Below are 20,808 nucleotides of genomic sequence, written 5' to 3'. Positions count from 1 at the left end.
CCCGATGGCTCCCACGCCAGACTTCGAGTACAGCGACCTGCTCCCCCTGGGCGCTGACCCGACCCCGTACCGCAAGCTCACCTCCGAGGGTGTCTCCACCTTCGAGGCCGGCGGCCGCACCTTCCTCCAGGTCGAGCCCGAGGCGCTGCGCCTGCTCACGGCCGAGGCGATGCACGACATCTCGCACTACCTGCGCCCCGCCCACCTCGCCCAGCTGCGCCGCATCCTGGACGACCCGGAGGCCAGCCCGAACGACCGCTTCGTCGCGCTCGACCTGCTGAAGAACGTCAACATCTCGGCCGGCGGCATCCTCCCGATGTGCCAGGACACCGGCACCGCGATCGTCATGGGCAAGCGCGGCCAGAACGTGCTGACCTCCGGCGCGGACGAGTCCGCCATCGCGCGCGGCGTGTACGACGCGTACACCAAGCTCAACCTGCGCTACTCCCAGATGGCCCCGGTCACCATGTGGGACGAGAAGAACACCGGCAACAACCTCCCGGCCCAGATCGAGCTGTACGCCACCGACGGCGACGCGTACAAGTTCCTGTTCATGGCCAAGGGCGGCGGCTCCGCCAACAAGTCGTACCTGTACCAGGAGACCAAGGCCATCCTGAACGAGGCGAGCATGCTCTCGTTCCTGGAGCAGAAGATCCGCTCGCTCGGCACCGCCGCCTGCCCGCCGTACCACCTGGCCATCGTGATCGGCGGCACCAGCGCCGAGTTCGCGCTCAAGACCGCCAAGTACGCCTCGGCGCACTACCTGGACAACCTGCCGACCTCCGGCAACGCCAGGACCGGCCACGGCTTCCGGGACCTGGAGCTGGAGGCCAAGGTCACCGAGCTGACCCAGAAGATCGGCATCGGCGCCCAGTTCGGCGGCAAGTACTTCTGCCACGACGTGCGCGTGGTCCGACTGCCCCGCCACGGCGCCTCGCTGCCGGTCGCGATGGCCGTGTCCTGCTCCGCCGACCGCCAGGCGCTCGGCAAGATCACCGCCGAGGGCGTCTTCCTGGAGCAGCTGGAGACCGACCCGGCGAAGTACCTGCCGGACACCACCGACGAGCACCTCGACGACGACGTGGTGCGCGTCGACCTCAACCAGCCGATGTCCGCGATCCGCGCCGAGCTGTCCAAGTACCCGGTGAAGACCCGGCTCTCACTCACCGGCACCCTCGTCGTCGCCCGCGACATCGCCCACGCCAAGATCAAGGAGCGCCTGGACGCCGGCGAGGGCATGCCCAAGTACCTCCAGGACCACCCGGTCTACTACGCCGGCCCGGCCAAGACCCCCGAGGGCTACGCCTCCGGCTCCTTCGGCCCCACCACGGCCGGCCGGATGGACTCCTACGTCGACCAGTTCCAGGCCGCCGGCGGCTCCATGGTCATGCTCGCCAAGGGCAACCGCAGCAAGCAGGTCACCGACGCCTGCGCGGCGCACGGCGGCTTCTACCTCGGCTCCATCGGCGGCCCCGCCGCGCGCCTCGCCCAGGACTGCATCAAGAAGGTCGAGGTGCTGGAGTACGCCGAGCTCGGCATGGAGGCCGTCTGGCGCATCGAGGTCGAGGACTTCCCGGCCTTCATCGTCGTCGACGACAAGGGCAACGACTTCTTCCGCGAGACCACCGAGGGCCCGCTGATCACCAACCTGCGGATCCGCTCCAAGGAGTAGCCCCTCCCGGCTTCCCCCGACCGCCTCGTCGCGCCCGCCGCGACGGGGCGGTTTTCTCGTGGCACCCGGTACCGGAACCTCGTACCACCGAGGTACCAGGATCCGGTACGCATCTGGAGGTACGTCGATGGCGATCAGCGCGAGCGAAGCACGCACCCAGCTCTTCCCGTTGATCAAGAAGGTCAACGACGACCACGCGCCGATACGGGATCGGGAAGCCGGAGCCGTTGAAGGGTGACCTGGCCGGCTACTGGTCGCGCCGGATCGACGACGAACACCGCTTGGTCTACCGGGCCGACGAGAAGGAAGCGAAGATCCTCAAGGCTCGCTACCACTACCAGTAGCACCGATCGGCCCCGCCGCCGTCCGGCTCAGGCGTCGAAGTCGTACTCCAGGACGTAGGAGGCGGCGTCGAGGATCATCTCGTTGAGCTCGACGACCTGGCCCTCGTCGGCGAAGGCGGTGCGGCAGATCAGGATGACCGGGGTGCCGGCGGAGAGTTCGAGCCGGGTGGCCTCCTCGGCGGTGGGCATCCGGGATCGGACCTCCTCGCGGAAGTGCACGGGCTTGGCGCCGATCTCGGCCAGGCGGGCGTAGGTGCCGCCGGGGCCGGTGTCCTCGCGGGTGATCGCGGTGCCGGCGACCAGGGGGGCCGGCAGGTAGGAGGTGGAGAGCAGCACCGGCTTGCCGTCCAGCACGAAGCGGCGGTGCCGCACGCACATCGGGGCACCCGGCCCCACCCCGATCACCCCGGCCACGTGGTCGGGGGCGCCCCGCTCGGTGACGGACACCTGGTCGACCACCAGGCTGCGGTTGTCGATGTCCGCCGACCATATCGACCGGCCGGAGCCCCACTGCCCGTGGGCCAGCCGCTGGATGCCGCGCCGGCGCAGCGGCCGGAAGTCCCGGACGAACACCCCGGCGCCCCTGCGGGCCTCCGCGATGCCCTCGCTCTGCAGCACGCCCAGCGCCTGGCGGGCCGTCATCCGGGCCACGCCGTACTCGTCCATGAGGTCGTTCTCTCCGGGCAGCCGGTCGCCCGCGCGGTAGCGGCCGGTGTCGATGGCCGCCTTCAGGGAATCGGCGATCCGCTGGTACTTGGGCTGCTTGTCGCCACTGCTGCCGGTCATCGCCGCTCCCTCTCCCTCGGACAATCGTAGGCGCGCCCGCGGCCGCCGGTAAGGAGATACGACCGTTGACATCTCTAGAGATATTAGCTTCTCTAGAGATGTCTGCCAGTCGCTGACGGAGCGAAGGAGCAGTGCGGTGACCATCCGACAGCGCAACGCCCCGGCCTACCGGCCCCGAGCGGGTGAACTCGTCCTCGACCGCAGGACCGGACGCACCGGCATCTACATGGACACCATCGGCGGCGAGCACTACCTGCGCCCCGAGCAAGGCGGCCGCGAATGGACCGCCGAACCCCACCACGTCTCGCCGGTCCCCGAGCCCCGCGATTCGGCTGAATGCGATCAGCCCCGGTAATTGCGGCGAAACCCACGCAAACCATGGCGTTCGGGCGCCCGTAATCCCCCCGGTGAATCCGGAATTCCGGAACGCTCCGGGGGCGCCGCCGGGCACGTTACGCATGACCCCGGCCACCACGGGCGCATCGAGGACGGGAATCGGCCACCGGTGGACCCGCACACGAATTGGCGCGCACATCACGACAGCGCCCCCGCGCCCGGACGGGGGCGCGGGGGCACTCGGCCGGAACGGCTTACGGGTGGCCCAGGATGACGTTCGCGGATGCGCCGGCAGCGGTCACCGCATAGCCGATGGTCACTACGGCGGTCGACACGGCAACCACGGCAATCCGACGAAGCTTGCTCATGGAACCCCTCCTACTATTCATCTGGCTCGCCCCCTCAGGCGAACACGAGTTCGATGTTACGCCCCGTCAGGTTGCGCACTTCAGGGCCGCAATGGCCGCTCCGCGGCCGCGCGAGGCCGACGAGGAACGACCCGACCCCTTACGGGTGTCCGGCGACGACGTTCTCGGGCTCGAACGTCTTGCCCGGCTCACCGGTGGCCGGCTGCGCGGGCTCCACCACGTGATCGGCCTCGTCGCCGAAGAGCTCGCTTTCGAGCGCGTTCTTCCGGTCGGCACTCGGCTCGGTGTACTCGGTAGGGTTCGAGGCCGCGTTGACCGCGCCCTCGACAGCCTGGCCGGCTTCCACAGCGGCGGCCGGAGCCGGAGTCTGCGCCGAGTTCTCGGGCATCGACGGCACCGGGGTCTCGCTCTGGTCATTGGCCATTGGGCGGCCGCCTTTCGGTCATCAAATGTGTTCGGCCCGACCTCCGTGGCGCGGGCGCGGGGACAGTATCGTAGGGTTGATTAAATGTCCGATAAACATCGTGCGGCTTGCGGCCGCGGCCGGCAGAGTCTGGCGTCCGCCTAAGCTGAACCGCTGCGGCGGACCGCCGAGCGCCCTTTCACGGATATCGACACACAGGCCATCGGGGGACTTCATGGAGTTTCGGGAGACGCCGCAGGCCCCTGCGCTGCGCTTCCAAGTCCTCGGTCCGGTCCAGGCCTGGCTCGACGACAAGCCCCTTTCTCTCGGATCACCCCAGCAGCAGGCAGTCCTGACCACTCTCCTGCTGCACTCCGGGCGCCCCGTCACCACGCAGGACCTCGTCGACGCGCTCTGGGGCGATCGCCCTCCGGCCCAGGCGGTGGCCGCACTCCGGACATACGTCTCCCGTCTGCGTTCGGTCATCGAACCCCAGCGGGAGGTACGTCGGCCCGCCGAACTACTGGTCTCGGTCGCCGATGGATACGCACTGCGCGTCCCCGGCGAGGCCCTCGACCTGGCGGTGTTCGAACGGCTTTCCAGCGAGGCCGCGGCCGCCCGCGCCTCGGGCGACAAGCACGGTGCACACCGGCTGCTCGTCCAAGCGCTGGACCTGTTCAGTGGCCGCCCGCTCACCGGCATCCCCGGCCCTTACGCCGACACCCAGCGACTGCGGCTAGCCGAACGCCAGGTGGCTGCGGCCGAGGAGCTGTGCGCCGCCGCGCTGGACATCGGCATGCACGCCGAGATCGTCGGCGAACTGAACAACCTGACCACCGAGCACCCGCTGCGCGAACGCCTGCGGGAACTGCTGATGCTGGCCCTGTACCGCTGCGGGCGCCAGGCCGAGGCGCTCGGTGTCTACACCGACACCCGCAAGCTGCTCATCGAGGAGCTCGGAGTCGAACCGGGCGTCGGCCTGTCCTCGATGCACAACCGCATCCTCGCGGCCGATCCAGCACTCGCCGTTCCGGTCATCCCCGCCTCGGCAGCGCACGAGGACAGCCCGGCCACACCCCCGGCACCAGCCCAACTCCCCGCTGACGTATCCGACTTCAGCGGACGATCGGAGCTCGTCGGCGACCTGTCCACAGTCCTGATGAACGCCACCGGCCAGGCCGTGGTGGTGACTTCCCTGGCGGGCATCGGTGGCGTCGGCAAGACCACCCTCGCCGTGCACGTGGCCCACCGCGTCCGCGCCGAGTTCCCGGACGGACAGCTGTACGTCGACCTGCGCGGAGCCGGCGCATCGCCCGCCGACCCGGTGGTCGTCCTGGGAGACTTCCTGCACGCGCTCGGCGTCACCGACGGCCCCGACTCGCTCGAACAGCGCGCCGCCCTCTACCGCTCGCTGCTCGCCAGCCGGCGGATGCTGATCCTGCTCGACAACGCGCGCGACGCCGAACAGATCCGACCACTCATCCCCGGCGTCTCGGGCTGTGCCGTACTCGCCACCAGCCGTTCCCGGCTGGCCGGTATACCGGGCGCCCAGCTGTTCGACGTCGAGGAGCTGACCGCGGACGAGGCCCTGGCGCTGTTCTCGGCCATCGTCGGCGAGCAGCGGGTCGCGAACGAGCCGGAAGCGGCCCTGAAGGTCGTCACCGCCTGTGGCTTCCTGCCACTGGCCGTCCGCATCGCCGCCGCCCGACTGGCCAGCCGCCCCCGCTGGAGCGTCTCCGACCTGGCCCGCCGGTTAGCGGACCAGCGCCGGCGGCTGGACGAACTCCAGCTCGGCAACCTCGCCGTGGAGACCACCATCGGGCTCGGTTACGGACAGCTGTCCACGGACGAGGCCCGCGCCTTTCGGCTGCTCGCCCTGATCGATTCCCCCGACATCCCGCTCTCCGCCGCCGCGGCGTTGCTCGGCGTGGACGAGTACACCGCCGAGGACCTCGCCGAGGCGCTGGTCGAGGCGAACATGCTGGAGTGCTTCACACCCGGCCGCTACCGCTACCACGACCTGCTCCGGCTCTACGCCCAGCGGCAGAACGAGCGGATCGGCGACGCCGACGAGCGGGTACAGGCGGTCCAGCGCCTGTTCGACCTGCTGGTCCCGACCGTACGCAACGCAGCCCGGGCCATCGAACCGGACGACACCGAGCCGGAACCGCTCACCGCGCTCACCACGCCAGGACTCCATCTGCCGACGAGCCAGGCCGCCCAGGACTGGCTCCGTGCCGAGGGCGCGCTGCTGCTCAGCGCGGTGGAAGCCGCTGCGAGCGGCCCGGGCACCTTGCAGCGAGCGGCTGTCGATCTGCTGAACTACCTGTTCAGCATCGACCCCGACCCGACCCGAGGGCCACGCGCGCTCCCGGTCCTGGAGGCGATCGGCCGCGACGCCGAGATCCGTCGCGACCCGGCCGAACTCGCCCGGGTCTACTTCGCCCTCGGCAGCCTGCAGAACGTCATCAGCGACTTCCAGGGCGCTGAGCGCTCGTTGCGCCGGAGCCTCGATCACCAGACGCCGGACGAACCGTCCGTCGTACTCCTGGCCACTGCCAACACGCTGGGTGTGATCCTGAGCCTCGGCAACCGCCCCGCCGAGGCGCTGTCGTTCCTCGAACAGGCGCGGGCCACCAGCCAGGCGGCCGGCGCGCCCAAGGCCGAGGCACGGATCGTCGGCAACATGGCCCGGGTGCAGCACCGCCTCGGCATGACCGAGACGGCGATCCGGTCCGCCACCGAGGGTGTCGCCGCCGCTCGGGCGTCCAACAACGGTCCGCTGCTCGCCCAGACCCTCTACCAGCTCGGCGTGGTGCTCTCCACCGCCGAGGCCGTCCCGCACCTGCGGGAGGCCCACCAGCTGTACCAGTCCCAGCGCAACTCACTCTGGGAGGGCTACACCCTGGCCCGCCTGGCCTCCGCCCTGCTCGTCGCCGAGCAGCCCACCGAGGCGGCCGAGGCGGCCGGTGAGTCGCTGGCGATCGCCCAGGAGCTGGACTCCGCCTACTGCCAGGGGCTGGCCAACGCCGCGCTCGGCGAGGCGCTGCTCGCCCTGGCCCAGCCGGCCCGTGGGCTGGCGTGCCTCCAGGAGGCGCACGCCATCTTCACGCGGCTCGGTGTGCCGGAGGCCTCCCCCGTGGCGGACCTCATCTCCCGACAGCACACCGAGCCCTTCTCTTCTCCCCCCGCGCCGTGAGGCCTCCGCTCCCCCGCGGAGCACCTCCCCCGATCCGCGCGTCGGCGCCCCCGCAGCCCCCCGGCTGCGGGAGCGCCCTCAACGCTTCCCCGGCGCTGGACACAACTCTGCACTCCGCCGATTGACGTTCGATAAACGTCCGATTGTCAGCTTTAGGACCGGAAAAGCCGCAGGTCAGCCCCGTGACCCCGGCGTGCCGCACGGCGTGCGGCGCCGCTCGCACCACCCCGCCCGCACCGGAGTGCTTCCGCGGACCCGACCCACTTCGGCCCAAGCATGACGAGTTGGCCGGAAAGGGACCCCACGACGCAGTGATCACGCATATTCTCAGATGCCAGTACGCACACGAGTGTCTGCCGACAACGTGTCGGGGTGCAGGCCGTCTGTGCGATGCGGGGAGCGTGACGTACCGCCACCGGCAGCGGCCCAGGAGGCTGCGGATGAGCCCACCGGAGGCCACGGGTGGAAGGGTGCCTCTCAACGTGACGACCGGACAGATATCCGACCCGTTCCCCGTCGGCGAGGACGCCGGCGACGACGGGCCCGACGTGCGACGACGCCGGGCGGCACGGGCCCTGCAGGCGGTCGCCTTCGACACCATCGGAGCCGGGTACGGCGAGGCGTTCCCCTCCAAGGACGGGCAGCTGGAGTGCGGGCGGCGGCTGCTCGCCGCGCTCGAACCCGGGGCCCGGGTGCTGGACGTCGGCTGCGGCACCGGCGAGCCGACCCTGCGCCAGCTGACGGCTGGCGGACTGCGGGTGACGGCCGTGGACCTCTCGGACGTGATGCTCGCACTGGCCCGTCGGGCCCGGACCACCGGCCCGTTTCCGGCCGACTTCCACCGGATCGACCTGTACGATCTGGCCACCGAGCGCGCCGACCGGGTCTGGGGCGCGCCCGGACTGGGGCCGGCGGGCCACGGCTCCTTCGCCGCCGTCACCGCGTTCTTCTCCCTGATCCTGCTGCCGCTGGACGAGATCCCGACCGTGCTCGGCCGCCTGCGCGCACTCCTGCGGCCCGGCGGACTGCTGGCCCTCGGCATGGTCGAGGCCGACCTGGATCACGTTCCGCTTCCGTTCCTTGGCAGAGAGCTGCGGATCAGCGGGTATCTGAGGGAGGATCTGGAGCGGGTTCTGGTTGACGCCGGTTTCGCCGTCGAGGAGTTCTCGGGGCATCCGTACGCGCCGGCCAGTACCACGCTGCCGCCGGAGGAACAGCTGTTCCTGTGCTGTCGACGCGTCGGCTGATCGACCAGCGGTCCGGACCGGAGGACCGGCCCGGCGGACCGGACCGGTCCACCGGGCGCAGCAACCCCCGACCACAGCTCCACACCACACCGAATCCAGGACAGGCAGCCGTGCGCGACCAGCTCAAGACCGAGGCGGAGCCGCCGTCCGCCGTCCCGGGCCAGCGCCGCCAGCTCCCGGCCCGGGCAGCGGCCCCGGCGAAGCCGTCGACGGCACGGCCGGACCCCGCGGGCGCGGCGGACGGGGTGGCGGACCGCCTCGCCTACCTCGACGCGGCGACCCGGCGGATCAACAGCGCCCTCGACCTGGCCGCGACCCTGCGCAACATCGGCCGGGTGCTGGTCCCGACCCTCGCCGACGCCGCCGTCGTCCACCTGCGCGACCCGCTGCCCAACGTCGAGCGCGAACCCGGCTTCCCGGAGGAGCTGCGGATCCACCACAGCACCGGCACCCGGATCGGCCGCCGCGGCCGCAAGAGCGGCGCGGACGAGCGGCACCGCTCCCGGTACGGCTCCCGGTCGACCCCCGACACCGGCCCGGCAACCCCGGTCACCCGCGGCGGCGCGCTGGCCCACATCCTGCTGAGCCGGCGCCCCGCCGAGTCGGCCGTCCTCGGCACGCCCGCCGCCGAGCGCACCGAGGCACTGCTGCGCGAGCTGTACGGCACCCGGGGGCTGGCCCGGCTGGCCCCCGGCACCTCGGTCGTCGCGCTGCCGCTGCGCGGGCGCAAGGCCGTCCTGGGTCTGCTGGTGCTGATCCGCCGGCCCCCTGAACGCACCGGCCGCCCGGCCTTCGACGCGGCCGACACCGCGACCGCCGCGCACCTGGCGACCCAGGCCGGGCTGGCGGTGGACACCGCGCTGCGCTACGCCCGCGAGTGGGAGATAGCCAACGAACTCCAGCGCAGCATGCTGCCGTTGCGCCTGCCCCAGTCGCACGGCGTCCGGCTCGCCCAGCGCTACCTGCCCGGCGAGCGCGGCGCGCAGGTCGGCGGCGACTGGTACGACGCGGTGCCGCTGCCCGGCAACCGGGTCGCCCTGATCGTCGGCGACGTGATGGGCCACTCGCTCACCTCGGCCGCCATCATGGGCCAACTGCGCACCAGCGCACAGACCTTGGCCGCGCTCGACCTGCCGCCGCACGAGGTGCTCTACCACCTGGACGAGCAGGCCCAGCGGCTCGGCCGCGAACAGCACCTGGCCACCTGCGTGTACGCGGTGTACGACCCGATCGCCAACCGGGTGGTGCTGGCCAACGCCGGGCACGTCCCGCCGGTGCTGGTCCGCCCGGACGGCACGGCCGAGTTGGTGGAGCTGGACTCCGGGGCGCCGATCGGGGTGGGCGGGGTGGACTTCAACTCCGTCGAACTGCCCGCCCCGCCCGGCTCGGCCCTGCTGCTGTTCACCGACGGCCTGGTGGAGACCCGTACCCGCCCGCTCAGCGACGGCCTGGAGGTGCTCCGCGCGCGGATCGCGGCGGCCCGCTGGCAGTCCCCCGAGCAGCTGTGCCAGGAGGCGCTGCGGATCCTGCCGCCCGGCGACCGCGGCGACGACATCGCGCTGCTGGGCGCCTGCTTCGACGGCATCCCGGCCGGTGACGTCGCCCACTGGTACCTGCAGCCGCGCAACGAGACGCCGGGCCGGGCCCGCCGGCTGGCCGCGCACACGCTGCGCCGCTGGGGGCTGGACGAGCTGAGCGAGGCGACCGAGCTGATGGTCAGCGAGCTGGTGACCAACGCCGTCCAGCACGCGACCCGGCCGGTCACCCTCAGCCTGGTGCGCACCACCCGGCTGCGCTGCGAGGTCGGCGACGACAGCCCGCTGCTGCCGCGCCCCCGCCGTACCGGTCCGGAGGACGAGCGCGGCCGCGGCCTGCAGATAGTGGCCCGGTGCGCGGACCGCTGGGGCGCGACCCGGCTGGGCACCGGCAAGGTGGTCTGGTTCGAGCAGCGACTGCCGCAGGCCGCGGTGCTGCCCGTGAAGTGACACCGGTGGGGCGGGCGCGCGCCCGGCGGGAGGTGCTCCCACCGGGCGCGCGCGTGACCGGTTCTCAGACCCCGGCGGGCTGCCTCGTCTCCGGCCGCTCCTGCGCCGGCCGGGTGATTAGCTGCTCGCCCTCCATGTCCACCTTCGGGACGACCTTCTCCAGCGCCTTCGGGAACCACCAGGCCGCCTTGCCGAACAGCGCCATCGCGGCCGGCACCAGGGCCATCCGGACCACGAAGGCGTCCACCAGCACGCCCACCGCGAGGGCGAAGCCGATCGGCTGGACGATCGGGTCGTGGCCGAGCACGAAGGCGCCGAACACCGAGATCATGATCAGCGCGGCCGCCGTGACCACCCGGGCGCCACCCTTCACCCCGCCGACGACCGCCTCGTGCGGGGCCGTGCCGTGGACGTACTGCTCCTTCATCCCGGAGACCAGGAAGAGCTCGTAGTCCATCGCCAGTCCGAACAGCACGCCGATCAGCAGGATCGGCACGAAGCTGACCACCGGGCCGACCTTGGGCACGTCGATCAGGCCGTCCAGCCAGCCCCACTGGTAGACCGCGACCACCGCGCCGAGCGAGGCCAGGATGCTGAGCAGGAAGCCCAGCACCGCCTTGAGCGGCACCAGCACCGAGCGGAAGGCCAGCGCGAGCAGCACCAGCGCGATGCCGACGATCACCGCGACGAACGGCGGCAGGGCCTGGCCGAGCTTGGTGGAGACGTCGATGTTGGCGGCGGTGGTGCCGGTGACGGCGACGGTCGCGCCGGTCGCGGACTCGATCCCGGCGCGCTGGTCGCGGATCTCGTTGACCAGCACCTTGGTGTCCTCGTCGTCCGGGCCGGTCTCCGGGATGACCGGCACCAGGGCGGTGCCGCTGGCCCGGTCGACCTTGGGCGGCAGCAGGGTCCGGACGCCCTTCAGCCCCTGCAGCCTGCCCGCCACGCCCTGCACCGCCTGCTCCGGGTGCGGGGTGCCGTGGGCGTCCACGACGACCACCAGCGGCGCGTTGAAGCCCGGGCCGAAACTGTCGCTGACCAGGTCGTACGCCGTGCGGCCGTCCGTGCCGACGGCCTGTGAGCCGCCGCCCGGCAGGCCGAGGTCCAGGCTCGCGGCGGGCACCGCCAGGGCGCCGAGCCCGGCCAGTCCGACCAGCAGGACGGGCAGCGGGCGGCGGACCACGAAGCGGGCCCAGCGCTCGCCCATGGTGACCTTGCCGTGGGTGGCCGCCGCCCGCTTCCGGACCGGCAGCCGGTCGATCGCCCGTCCGGTGAAGCCGAGCACCGCGGGCAACAGCGTGACGGCGACCAGGACGGCCACCACGACGGCGCCGGAGGCGGCCAGGCCCATCACGGTGAGGAAGGGGACGCCGGCGACGGCCAGTCCGGCGAGCGCCACCACCACGGTCAGCCCGGCGAAGACCACGGCGCTTCCGGCGGTCGCGGTGGCCCGGGCGGCGGACTCCTCCGGCTCCAGGCCCTCGTCCAGGTGGCGGCGGTAGCGGAACAGGATGAACAGCGCGTAGTCGATGCCGACCGCGAGGCCGACCATCAGCGCCAGCACCGGCGCGGTGGTGATGATCTCGAACGAGCCGGTCAGCGCCAGCAGTCCGGCCATCGCCACGGCGACGCCGACCAGCGCGGTCAGCAGCGGCAGCCCGGCGGCCACCAGGGTGCCGAGGGTGATCACCAGCACCACCGCCGCCACCACCAGGCCGATCGACTCGGAGCCGCCCTCGATCTGCGCGAACCGGTTGTACGCGTCACCGCCGAAGGCCACCTCCAGCCCGGCCGCCCGGGCCGGTTCGGCGGCGGCCCTGACGGCCTCGCGCTGCTGGTCGGTGACGTCGGCGAGCTTGCGGTCGAAGGAGACCAGCGCGATCGCGACCTTGCCGTCCTGGGAGACCGCCCCGGTGGCGTACGGGTCGGGCACCGCGGCCACGCCGGGGACGTGGGAGATCCGGCCGACGGCCTCGCCGACCGCCTCGGTCGCCCCGGGCGAGGCGATGCCGCCGGAAGCCGGGGCGGCGAAGACCACCTGCGCGGAGCCGTGGCCCTGTTCCGGGAAGGTGCCCTTGATCCGGTCCAGGGTGGCCTGCGCCTCGGTGCCCGGGACCTTGAACTCCTCGCTGGTCTTGCCCGCGAACGCGCCGGCGGCCCCGCCGATCGCGATCAGCAGCGCGATCCAGACGGCCAGTACGGCGCGCCTTCTCCGGAAGCAGTGGCGGCCCAGTCGGTACAGGTACGTGGCCAAGGTCTGACCCCTCGCGTGCGTCGGCGGACAGGCGGGTGCCTGAGCGAACCCGTCCTACGGTAGACGCAACTTTGTCGAGTGACAAAGTTGGTCGACAAAATCGCTCGACGCAGTTGTCCGACCATGGCGCTACCCTGGCTGGATGGCTCATGTCCCCGCCTCCGAACGCCGACCGCAGCTGGTCCGGGCCGCGATCGACCTGATGACCCGGGAAGGGGTCGCCGCCGCCAGCACCCGCGCGATCGCGGCCGAGCTCGGCGTGGCACAGGCGACGGTGCACTACACCTTCGGCACCAAGAAGGACCTCTACCGGGCCGTGGTCGAGGAGGTCGCCGCCCAGTTCATCGGCCAGGTGCGCGCCGCCTCCCCGGGTGACGGACCGTTCGGCGAACAGGTCCGCACCCTGGTGCACGCGCTCTGGGACGCCGCCACCGGCGAGGACGGGCGCTGCGTGCTGCTCAGCGAGTTCGAGACGCTGGCGATGCGCGACCCGGACGTACGGGAGATCATGCTCGGGCTGCAGCGCGCGATCGAGGGCACCGCCACCGAGATGATCAGCGCCCTCGCGACCGCCCACGGCCTGACCCTGGCCTCCCCCGCCGGCCGGATCGCCGTTCACTTCCTGAGCGGCTTCGACGGCCTGACCGCCCGCCACCTGATCCTGCGCCACCCGGGCGAACGGCCGGACCCGGAGACGCTGGAGGCACTGGACGTGCTGGTGGCGACCACCGTCGGGCTCTGCCTCGGCAAGGCGGCGGACCGGCCCTGACCCGCCACCTCCCGGGCCCCTGGCCTCCCCGCCCCCGGCTCTCGCCCTCCCCGGCCCCCGCCCCCTAGCCCTCGCCCTCACCCTCCCCGCCGACGATCCGCACCGGCAGCTCGACCAGCACCTCGCGCAACGCCGCCGCGAACCGCTCGTACTCGGCACTGCGGGCCGAGCCCGGGCGGGTGGCCAGCCCGATCCGGCGGCCGGGCGCCGGGGCGGCGAAGCGGACCGCCGCCAGCCGGTCGGTGCGTCCGGCCTCCACGTCCAGCGCGGTGGCGGGCAGCAACGTCACCCCGAGGCCCCCTGCGACGAGTTGGACCAGGGTCGACAGGCCGGCCGCCCGGGTGGTGGAGCCGGCCGCGTCGGCGCCGACCTCGCGGCAGATGTCGAGGGCCTGGTCGCGCAGGCAGTGGCCCTCCTCCAGCAGCAGCACGTCCAGGTCGAGCAGCACGTCGCGCGGGACGTCGATCCGCCCGGCGAGCGGGTGCCCGGGCGGGGTGACCAGGACGAAGTCCTCGTCGAACAGCGGGATGTCCCGGGTCGGCGAGGCCCCGCCGGCCGGGAGCGCCAGCAGCAGGACATCGAGGCGCCCGGCGGCCAGGCCCTCCAGCAGCGAGGGCGTGCGCTCCTCGTGGACGTGCAGCTCCAGCTCGGGGAAGCGGTCGCGGACCAGTCGCAGCACGGTGGGCAACAGGTACGGCGCGACGGTCGGGATCACCCCGAGGTGCAGCGGCCCGGTGAACGGGCGCCGGGCGGCCTCCACCTCCTCGGTGAGGGCCTGCAGCGAGGCGAGCACCCGGCGTGCGTGCTCGTGCACACGCTCCCCCAGGGGAGTGACGATCACCCTGCGCGTCGTACGCTCGACCAGCTGCGCACCCAGCGACTCCTCCAGCGCCGCGACCGCGCCGGACAATGCGGGCTGGCTGGTCCCGGTCGCGGCGGCGGCCTCCCGGAAGTGCCGGTGCTCGGCCACCGCGACGAAGGCCCTGAGCTGGGCGACCGTCGGGGTGCGCGGAATGCGGACTGTGGCGCTTCCCACAGCCGGCTCGGGTTTGGCGGCGGCGCCCCTGCGGGGGCCGGGCCGGGACGTGGGCGGTTCGGTACTGATAGCAATCTCCGATCAGACACATCAATTCTAGCTATTTCCCTGATCAGTCCACGATGTGGAATTGTTGAGCGCGTCCGGAATCCGGACAAACCTCCCCGCAGTCTCAATTTTTCTGGAGAAGCGAACGTGCTCACGATCGGTGACAAGTTCCCCGAGTTCGACCTCAAGGCCTGTGTCGACCTGGACGCCGCGAGCGCCTTCGCCGACATCGACCACAAGACCTACGAGGGCAAGTGGAAGATCGTCTTCTTTTGGCCGATGGACTTCACCTTCGTCTGCCCGACCGAGATCGCCGCGTTCGGCAAGCTGAACGACGAGTTCGCCGACCGTGACGCCCAGATCCTCGGTGTCTCCGGCGACTCCGAGTTCGTGCACCACGCCTGGCGCAAGGACCACAAGGACCTGCGCGACCTGCCCTTCCCGATGCTGGCCGACGTCAAGCACGAGCTGATGCGCGCCTGCGGCGTCGAGGGCGAGGACGGCACCGCCCAGCGCGCCGTGTTCATCGTGGACCCGAACAACGAGATCCAGTTCGTCATGGTGACCGCCGGCTCCGTCGGCCGTAACCCCAAGGAGGTCCTGCGGGTGCTGGACGCCCTGCAGACCGACGAGCTGTGCCCGTGCAACTGGAACAAGGGCGAGGACACCCTCGACGCCCAGGCCCTGCTGGCGGGCTGACCCATGGCTCTCGACGACCTGAAGGCCGCCCTGCCGGACTACGCCAAGGACCTCAAGCTCAACCTGGGCTCGGTCATCGGCAACTCCGACCTCCCCGCCCAGCAGCTCTGGGGCACCGTGCTGTCCTGCGCGATGGCCACCCGCAGCCCCGGCCTGCTGCGCGAGCTGGAGCCCGAGGCCAAGGCCAACCTCTCCCCGGAGGCGTACACCGCCGCCAAGGGCGCGGCCGCGATCATGGGGATGAACAACGTCTACTACCGGACGCTGCACCTGCTCTCCGACAAGGAGTACAGCACGATGCGGGCCGGTCTGCGGATGAACATCATCGGCACCCCGGGCGTCGAGAAGGTCGACTTCGAGCTCTGGTGCTTCGCGGTCTCCGCCATCAACGGCTGTGGCCAGTGCCTCGACTCGCACGAGTCCGTCCTGCGCAAGGCCGGCGTCGAGCGCGAGGTCATCCAGGCCTCGATGAAGATCGCCGCCGTGCTGCAGGCCGTGGCCGGCGTCCTCGACTCCGAGGCCGCCCTCGCCGCCGTCAACGCCTGACGCACCCCGTAACCCCTGACGGGCCCCCTCCGCTTGCCGGAGGGGGCCCGTCGGCGTTTCCCCCACCCTCCGGCCTGCCCGGCTCCGCTACAGTGCCAGGCGATCCGTGCACGACCGTCGGCCCGAGGAGGGAACCGGGGTGTCCGACCGTCCGGCGAACGGCGGGGGCTTCCAGATCGACACCGACCTGCTGCGGCAGGCCGCCGGGAAGGCCGGCGAGGCCGCGGCCCCCATCCCGGGCCAGACCGGGGCACTGCTCGACGCCTCCCAGCAGGCCGTCGCCGGGCTGCGGGGGCTCGACTGCGGCACCGCGCTCGACGACTGCACCGGCGCCTGGCACCTGCTCCTGAACGGCCTCCACGCCACGATGGACGGGCACGGCCGGAACCTCGAAGCGGCCGCCCGCCGCTACCGGGGCGCCGACCGGCAGAGCGGCGCGGGATTCGCCCCGACGGTGGCGCAGCGGCGGAACTTCGTCCGGCACTTCGGGTAGCGGGCCGACCGGATGGACCTCGCGACGCTGCGCGACACCGACTTCGCCCTCCTGCACAGCACCGCCGACGCGTACGACAGACTGCACGGCGACTTCGGGCGGCACCTGGAGAACTGGCGCACCGGAGTCGACCGGTGCGTCGCCGCCGCCGGCTGGACCGGCCCGGCCGCCGACGCGGCGACACCCGCCCTGCGGTCGACCACCGACGAGCTGACGGCTGCCCGCGGCGGGATCGGGCGGATCGGCAAGCTCCTGAGGACCGGCGCGGACGCCCTGGTCCTCGCCCAGTCGGCGCTGCGCAAGGCCCTGGAGGACGTGCGGACCGCGGACATGTCGGTCGACGAGCGGGGTGCCGTCGCCTGGCAGCCGGGTTCCACCGCCGAACGGCACGATCCCGAGTACCGCCTGAGCCGCGAACGCACCGCCCGCGAACTCGCCACCCGCATCGCCACCGCCCTGACCGAGGCCGGCGACGTCGACCGGGCCGTCGCCGCCCGGCTCCGGCACTACACCGCCCGCGCCCACGACGGCAGCGCTCTCGACCGGGCCGCCGCCGACCGGGACCGGACCGACCCGGCGCTGGCCCTGGGACCCGTGCTCGACGCCGCGCTGCCGAGCGCGGACGCCCCACCCACCGAGGTCACGGCCTGGTGGAACGGCCTCCCCGCCGAGGAGCGGCAGCGGCTGATCGAGGAGCATCCGGAGCTCGTGGGCAACCGCGACGGAATCCCGGCGGCCGCCCGGGACCGGGCCAACCGGATCCTCCTGCCGCGGCTCCTGGCGAGGTACGAGGGCTATCCGGCACCGCTCGACGACCGGACCAGGCTCAAGCTCGAAGGCTTCCGCAGGATCAGCGAGCGGTTGGGGTCCGAGGGGCAGGACCCTCCGGTCCTCCTGCTCGGCATCGGCGAGGAGGGCCAGGGGCGGGCCGTCCTGTCCTTCGGCGACCCCGACACCGCCCGGAACGTCACCTCCCTCGTCGGCGGCCTGGGCACCGAGTTGCAACGCATCGGCGGAGGGGACGCCGATCGCGCCAGGGCCGTGTACGACGCGGCCAGGCGCGCCGACCCGGCCGGGTCGACGGCGTCGATCGCCTGGCTGGGTTACGACGCCCCGCTGGGGGGCGACGTCCTGTCGCGCACCGACGCCGAGGCGGGGGCCGACGCGTACCGGCGGTTCCTCGCCGGCCAGCGGGCCACCCACCGTGGCGCCCCGGCCCACAGCACCGCGCAGGGACACAGCTACGGCTCGCTCGTGGTCGGCCTGGCCGCACAACGCCCCGGTGGGCTGGCGGCCGACGACGTCATCCTGGTCGGCAGCCCCGGCACCGGCGCGTTCCACGCCTCCGACCTCTCGGTCGGCGCGGATCACACCTACGTCGGGGCCGCCCAGTGGGACTACGTCTCCCGGACCGGCTGGTACACCAGGGATCCGGCGCGGGCCGACTTCGGCGGCCGGCGCTTCGCCGTGCCGGACGGGTCGCCCGACGGCTCCGCCCACTCGTCCTACTGGGACGACGGCCCCCGCGAGGACCGCACCTCGGTCGACAACATCGGGGAGATCGTCACCGGCCACGGTGACCGGATCAGCAGGCAGGCCCCGCGCGCCGGCCGGCCGTGACCCGGATCCGCCCAACGCCCGGACCGCCCGGACCTCCCGGACCGCCCGGACCGCCCCGGCCGTCGCTCGCCGGGCCGATCGTCAGTCGGCCGCCGCGGCGGGCTGGGCGGTCGTCGGCTGGGCGGTCGTCGGCTGGGCGGCGGCGGGCTGGGCTGCGGCCGGTTCGGCGGCCGCCGGCTGGGCGGCCGCGGTGCGTTCCGCGGCCTCGCGGGCGGCTTCGAGGGCGGTGAAGACCGCCTGGCCGGCCTCGTTGCGGCGGCGCAGGTGGCCGACCACGGTGTTGGTGACGGCGATCAGCGGGACGGCGACCACCGCGCCGCCGATGCCGCCGATGATGCCGCCGGCCGCGACGCCGAGGACCACGCCGAGCGGGTGGACCCGGACGGCCCGGCCGAGGATGAGCGGCTGGAGGATGTGGCTCTCCACCTGCATCACCGCGATCAGCACGACCAGCACCATCAGGGCCGTCCACGGCCCCTGGGTGACCAGGGCGATCAGGACCGCGACCGTTCCGGTGACCAGGGCGCCGACCAGCGGGACGAAGGCGCCCAGGAAGATGATCACGGCCAGCGGCAGGGCCAGCGGCACGCCCAGCAGGTCGATGCCGATGCCGATGCAGACCGCGTCGATGAAGGCCACGCACACGGTGCCGCGCACGTACGCGGTGAGCGTCGCCCAGGCCTTCGGGCCGGCGCCGGCCATCGCGAAGCGGGAGTGCCGGGGCAGCCCGCGCAGCGCCCAGTTCCAGATCCGCTCACCGTCGTAGAGGAGGAAGAAGGTGGTGAAGAAGGTCATCAGCAGCGACGTCAGCACCTCGACGGCGATCTGCGCGCCGGTGATCGAGGCCGAGGTCAGCTGATCGGTGTTGGTGGTGATGGCCTTGGTGATCTGGTCGGCGAAGTCCTTGATCTGCTGCTGGGTCAGGTGCAGCGGCCCGGTGACCATCCAGTCCCGCAGCTGGTTGACGCCGTCCTTGACCTGGGCCGTGACGTCCGGCAGGTTGGTGGACACCTGCCAGACCACGAACCAGCCGACCAGCCCGATCCCGGCCAGGCCGCTGAGGAAGACCCCGCCCGCGGCGAGCGATCGCGGCACCCCGTGCCGCCGCAGCCAGGAGACCGAGGGTTCCAGCAGCGCGCTGATCAGCAGCGATGCCAGCACCGAGAAGGCGACCAGCCGCAGCATGTCGACGACGTAGAAGAGGACGTAGAGGGCGGCGCCGAGCAGCAGCAGCCGCCAGGTCGACTCGGCGGCCACCCGCAGGCCCCACGGCACCGCCTCGGCGGGGGTGGCGGGCCGGCCGGGGTGGTACTCCCGGCCGAGTCCGGTGTGCGCGACAGGGGCGGGCGGTGCGACGGCCGCGGCCGTCGGGGCCGCCGGCGCGGGTGCCGGTTCCTGGGGCTCGGCCGCTGCCACGGCGGCGACCGCCCCGGCCGCGGGCACGGCGGCCGGCGCGGGGGCGGGATCGGCGCGCGGGACCGGGACCGGCCCGGGCGCCTCGGCCGGGAGCTCGTGCGGATCGGCCGCCATGGCGGCGCGTCGGCGCCGTTCGATCACGGCGGCCGCACTCGCCACCACGGCCATGCCCTTGGCCACGGCCCTGAAGGCCTTTCCGCCCCGCGCCATCCCCGCTACCACCGCTTCCCTGCCGGACCCGCCGGGTCCGGCGGTAACGCCGTGGGTCCCACCACGGCCGTCAGGGATGACGCTACCCGGCGGGGAGCGGGCCGGGCCGCCCGCCGGGGAGGTTCGACGCGATCGCTTCCCCTGCAGATTCAGACAAAACGCCAGGTTTCAGATGGTTTCGCCCACGTACGGCTGGGGAGGAGAGCGAACAGGACGACCTGGTCGTCCCAGCCAGCCCACTCATCCCGTTCCACCGTCGAAGAAGCCAACCGCCGGCGGACCGGCCGGTGCGGGAAGCAACCAGGACCCCTTCCCGCGCCCCGCGTCCGCACCCAGGACCGCACCGCCCGCGGGCGCACTGGTCAGCGCAGCCCGGGCGGCGCGGCCCGCCCTCGCCGACCCTCCGGAAGCACCACGGCCCGGAAGCACCACGGCCCCCGGCCGCTCGTCGAACGGGACGAGCGGCCGGGGGCCGTGCGGAGTGCGCCGCCGCGCGGGGCGGCGGGCCCTCCTAGTACCAGCTGTGGGCCTGCCAGAACGACCAGGCACCGCAGGGGCTGCCGTAGCGGCTGTTCATGTAGCTGAGGCCCCACTTGATCTGGGTGGCCGGGTTGGTGCGCCAGTCGGCGCCGGCCGAGGCCATCTTGGAGCCGGGCAGTGCCTGGACCAGACCGTAGGCGCCGGAGCTGCTGTTGGTCGCGGTGTAGTCCCAGCCGCTCTCGCGCTTCACGATCTGGCTGAAGCACTGGAACTGGGCGTCGTTGCCGACGATCTGCCGGGCCATGTCCTGGACGGAGCCGGGGCTGACCGAGACGGCCGGAGCGCTGTCGTCCACCGCGGCCATCGCCGAACGCGACTTGGAGCGGTTGGCGGCGGCGGCATCGGCGGCGCGCTGGTCGGCGGCGGCCTTGGCAGCCTTGTCCGCGTCGGCCTTGGCCTGGGCGTCGGCCTTCGCCTGGGCGTCCGCGGCGGCCTTCTGGCGCGCGGCCTCCTCAGCGGCCTTCTGCTCGGCGGCGGCCTTGGCCGCGGCGTCGGCGGAGGCCTGCTGGGCGGATGCCTGCTGGCCGATGTTGTCACTGACGGTCTGCGCCTGGGCGCCAGAGGGGACTTCGGCAAGCAGGGTCGCGCCGGCGACGTCGACCGTCTGCGTCGTCTTGCCCTCGCTGCCCGAGGCCATGCCCACGACGGCACCGACAGCGGTGACGGCGGTGGCGGAGGCCACAGCAACTCCCCGGACCGAGATCCGAGTCACATGCATTCCTTCCAGCATCGCCCACGCGTGACCGTGCGGACGCAACATGCCCCTTGGCACGGACCTCCGCACGGTGCTCTGGTCACGGGAGGTGCTGGCCCGGCGTCCGGCCGAGGTGAGTCGAC

The 20,808-nt window shown here is 72.7% G+C and carries 16 protein-coding genes and 2 pseudogenes; 12 read left to right on the top strand and 6 right to left on the bottom strand.

Going from position 1 to position 20,808, the window contains the following annotated elements; all coding sequences use genetic code 11:
- Positions 1-4: 4 nt before the first annotated feature.
- The 3 genes and pseudogenes from ACIRVF_RS01650 to ACIRVF_RS01640 all read left to right on the top strand — a co-directional run.
- Positions 5-1,672: a fumarate hydratase gene (locus tag ACIRVF_RS01650; RefSeq protein WP_033347644.1), complete on the top strand. Its 1,668-nt coding sequence runs from the start codon at positions 5-7 to the stop codon at positions 1,670-1,672.
- 127 nt (positions 1,673-1,799) lie between these two features.
- Positions 1,800-1,901: pseudogene (locus ACIRVF_RS01645) on the top strand (type II toxin-antitoxin system prevent-host-death family antitoxin); the annotation flags it as partial.
- A pseudogene (locus ACIRVF_RS01640) lies at positions 1,879-2,016 on the top strand (Txe/YoeB family addiction module toxin); the annotation flags it as partial. The pseudogenes ACIRVF_RS01645 and ACIRVF_RS01640, both read left to right, overlap by 23 nt.
- Positions 2,017-2,043: 27 nt before the next feature.
- Here the strand turns inward: ACIRVF_RS01640 and ACIRVF_RS01635 are convergent.
- The gene (locus tag ACIRVF_RS01635; protein ID WP_402812192.1) at positions 2,044-2,802 is read right to left on the bottom strand and encodes a GntR family transcriptional regulator; all 759 of its coding nucleotides are present in this window, start codon (positions 2,800-2,802) and stop codon (positions 2,044-2,046) included.
- 136 nt (positions 2,803-2,938) lie between these two features.
- On the opposite strand from ACIRVF_RS01635, the gene ACIRVF_RS01630 reads away from it, so the two are divergent.
- Entirely contained in the window at positions 2,939-3,157 is a 219-nt protein-coding gene (locus tag ACIRVF_RS01630) for a hypothetical protein (RefSeq protein ID WP_402812190.1), read from the top strand.
- A gap of 488 nt (positions 3,158-3,645) precedes the next feature.
- Here ACIRVF_RS01630 and ACIRVF_RS01625 read toward each other — a convergent pair whose 3' ends face one another.
- Positions 3,646-3,930, bottom strand: coding sequence for a hypothetical protein (locus ACIRVF_RS01625; protein WP_402812187.1), 285 nt, complete (start codon positions 3,928-3,930; stop codon positions 3,646-3,648).
- 214 nt (positions 3,931-4,144) lie between these two features.
- Between ACIRVF_RS01625 and ACIRVF_RS01620 the strand changes: the two genes are divergently transcribed.
- From ACIRVF_RS01620 to ACIRVF_RS01610, 3 genes are all read left to right on the top strand, one after another.
- Positions 4,145-7,108, top strand: a complete 2,964-nt coding sequence (locus ACIRVF_RS01620) for an AfsR/SARP family transcriptional regulator (protein WP_402812185.1) — start codon at positions 4,145-4,147, stop codon at positions 7,106-7,108.
- 482 nt (positions 7,109-7,590) lie between these two features.
- On the top strand, positions 7,591-8,355 hold the full coding sequence (locus tag ACIRVF_RS01615) for a class I SAM-dependent methyltransferase (RefSeq protein ID WP_402812182.1): 765 nt from the start codon (positions 7,591-7,593) through the stop codon (positions 8,353-8,355).
- Positions 8,356-8,465: 110 nt separating this feature from the next.
- Positions 8,466-10,340, top strand: a complete 1,875-nt coding sequence (locus ACIRVF_RS01610) for a SpoIIE family protein phosphatase (RefSeq protein ID WP_402812179.1) — start codon at positions 8,466-8,468, stop codon at positions 10,338-10,340.
- 64 nt (positions 10,341-10,404) lie between these two features.
- Here ACIRVF_RS01610 and ACIRVF_RS01605 read toward each other — a convergent pair whose 3' ends face one another.
- Complete coding sequence (locus ACIRVF_RS01605) at positions 10,405-12,594, bottom strand: MMPL family transporter (protein ID WP_402812176.1); 2,190 nt, start codon at positions 12,592-12,594, stop codon at positions 10,405-10,407.
- A gap of 142 nt (positions 12,595-12,736) precedes the next feature.
- On the opposite strand from ACIRVF_RS01605, the gene ACIRVF_RS01600 reads away from it, so the two are divergent.
- The gene (locus ACIRVF_RS01600) at positions 12,737-13,363 is read left to right on the top strand and encodes a TetR/AcrR family transcriptional regulator (RefSeq protein WP_402812174.1); all 627 of its coding nucleotides are present in this window, start codon (positions 12,737-12,739) and stop codon (positions 13,361-13,363) included.
- A 64-nt stretch (positions 13,364-13,427) separates the two neighbouring features.
- Here the strand turns inward: ACIRVF_RS01600 and ACIRVF_RS01595 are convergent, their stop codons facing one another.
- The gene (locus ACIRVF_RS01595) at positions 13,428-14,399 is read right to left on the bottom strand and encodes a LysR substrate-binding domain-containing protein (protein ID WP_402812172.1); all 972 of its coding nucleotides are present in this window, start codon (positions 14,397-14,399) and stop codon (positions 13,428-13,430) included.
- A 195-nt stretch (positions 14,400-14,594) separates the two neighbouring features.
- Between ACIRVF_RS01595 and ACIRVF_RS01590 the strand changes: the two genes are divergently transcribed.
- From ACIRVF_RS01590 to ACIRVF_RS01575, 4 genes are all read left to right on the top strand, one after another.
- Positions 14,595-15,146, top strand: coding sequence for a peroxiredoxin (locus ACIRVF_RS01590; RefSeq protein WP_402812169.1), 552 nt, complete (start codon positions 14,595-14,597; stop codon positions 15,144-15,146).
- 3 nt (positions 15,147-15,149) lie between these two features.
- Positions 15,150-15,692: an alkyl hydroperoxide reductase gene (locus tag ACIRVF_RS01585; RefSeq protein ID WP_402812166.1), complete on the top strand. Its 543-nt coding sequence runs from the start codon at positions 15,150-15,152 to the stop codon at positions 15,690-15,692.
- A gap of 139 nt (positions 15,693-15,831) precedes the next feature.
- Positions 15,832-16,185: a hypothetical protein gene (locus tag ACIRVF_RS01580; protein ID WP_402812164.1), complete on the top strand. Its 354-nt coding sequence runs from the start codon at positions 15,832-15,834 to the stop codon at positions 16,183-16,185.
- A gap of 12 nt (positions 16,186-16,197) precedes the next feature.
- Positions 16,198-17,805, top strand: a complete 1,608-nt coding sequence (locus ACIRVF_RS01575) for an alpha/beta hydrolase (protein WP_402812161.1) — start codon at positions 16,198-16,200, stop codon at positions 17,803-17,805.
- 81 nt (positions 17,806-17,886) lie between these two features.
- Here ACIRVF_RS01575 and ACIRVF_RS01570 read toward each other — a convergent pair whose 3' ends face one another.
- Positions 17,887-19,431, bottom strand: coding sequence for an AI-2E family transporter (locus ACIRVF_RS01570; protein ID WP_402812158.1), 1,545 nt, complete (start codon positions 19,429-19,431; stop codon positions 17,887-17,889).
- Between the two features lie 511 nt (positions 19,432-19,942).
- Positions 19,943-20,683, bottom strand: a complete 741-nt coding sequence (locus ACIRVF_RS01565) for a transglycosylase SLT domain-containing protein (protein WP_402812155.1) — start codon at positions 20,681-20,683, stop codon at positions 19,943-19,945.
- Positions 20,684-20,808 lie beyond the last annotated feature (125 nt).

It is taken from the genome of Kitasatospora sp. NPDC101157 (assembly GCF_044768255.1).
In the GTDB taxonomy this organism is placed as follows: Bacteria; Actinomycetota; Actinomycetes; order Streptomycetales; family Streptomycetaceae; genus Kitasatospora.
The sequence above is the reverse complement of the archived record's forward strand: the minus strand, read 5'-3'. Positions and strand labels throughout refer to the sequence as shown.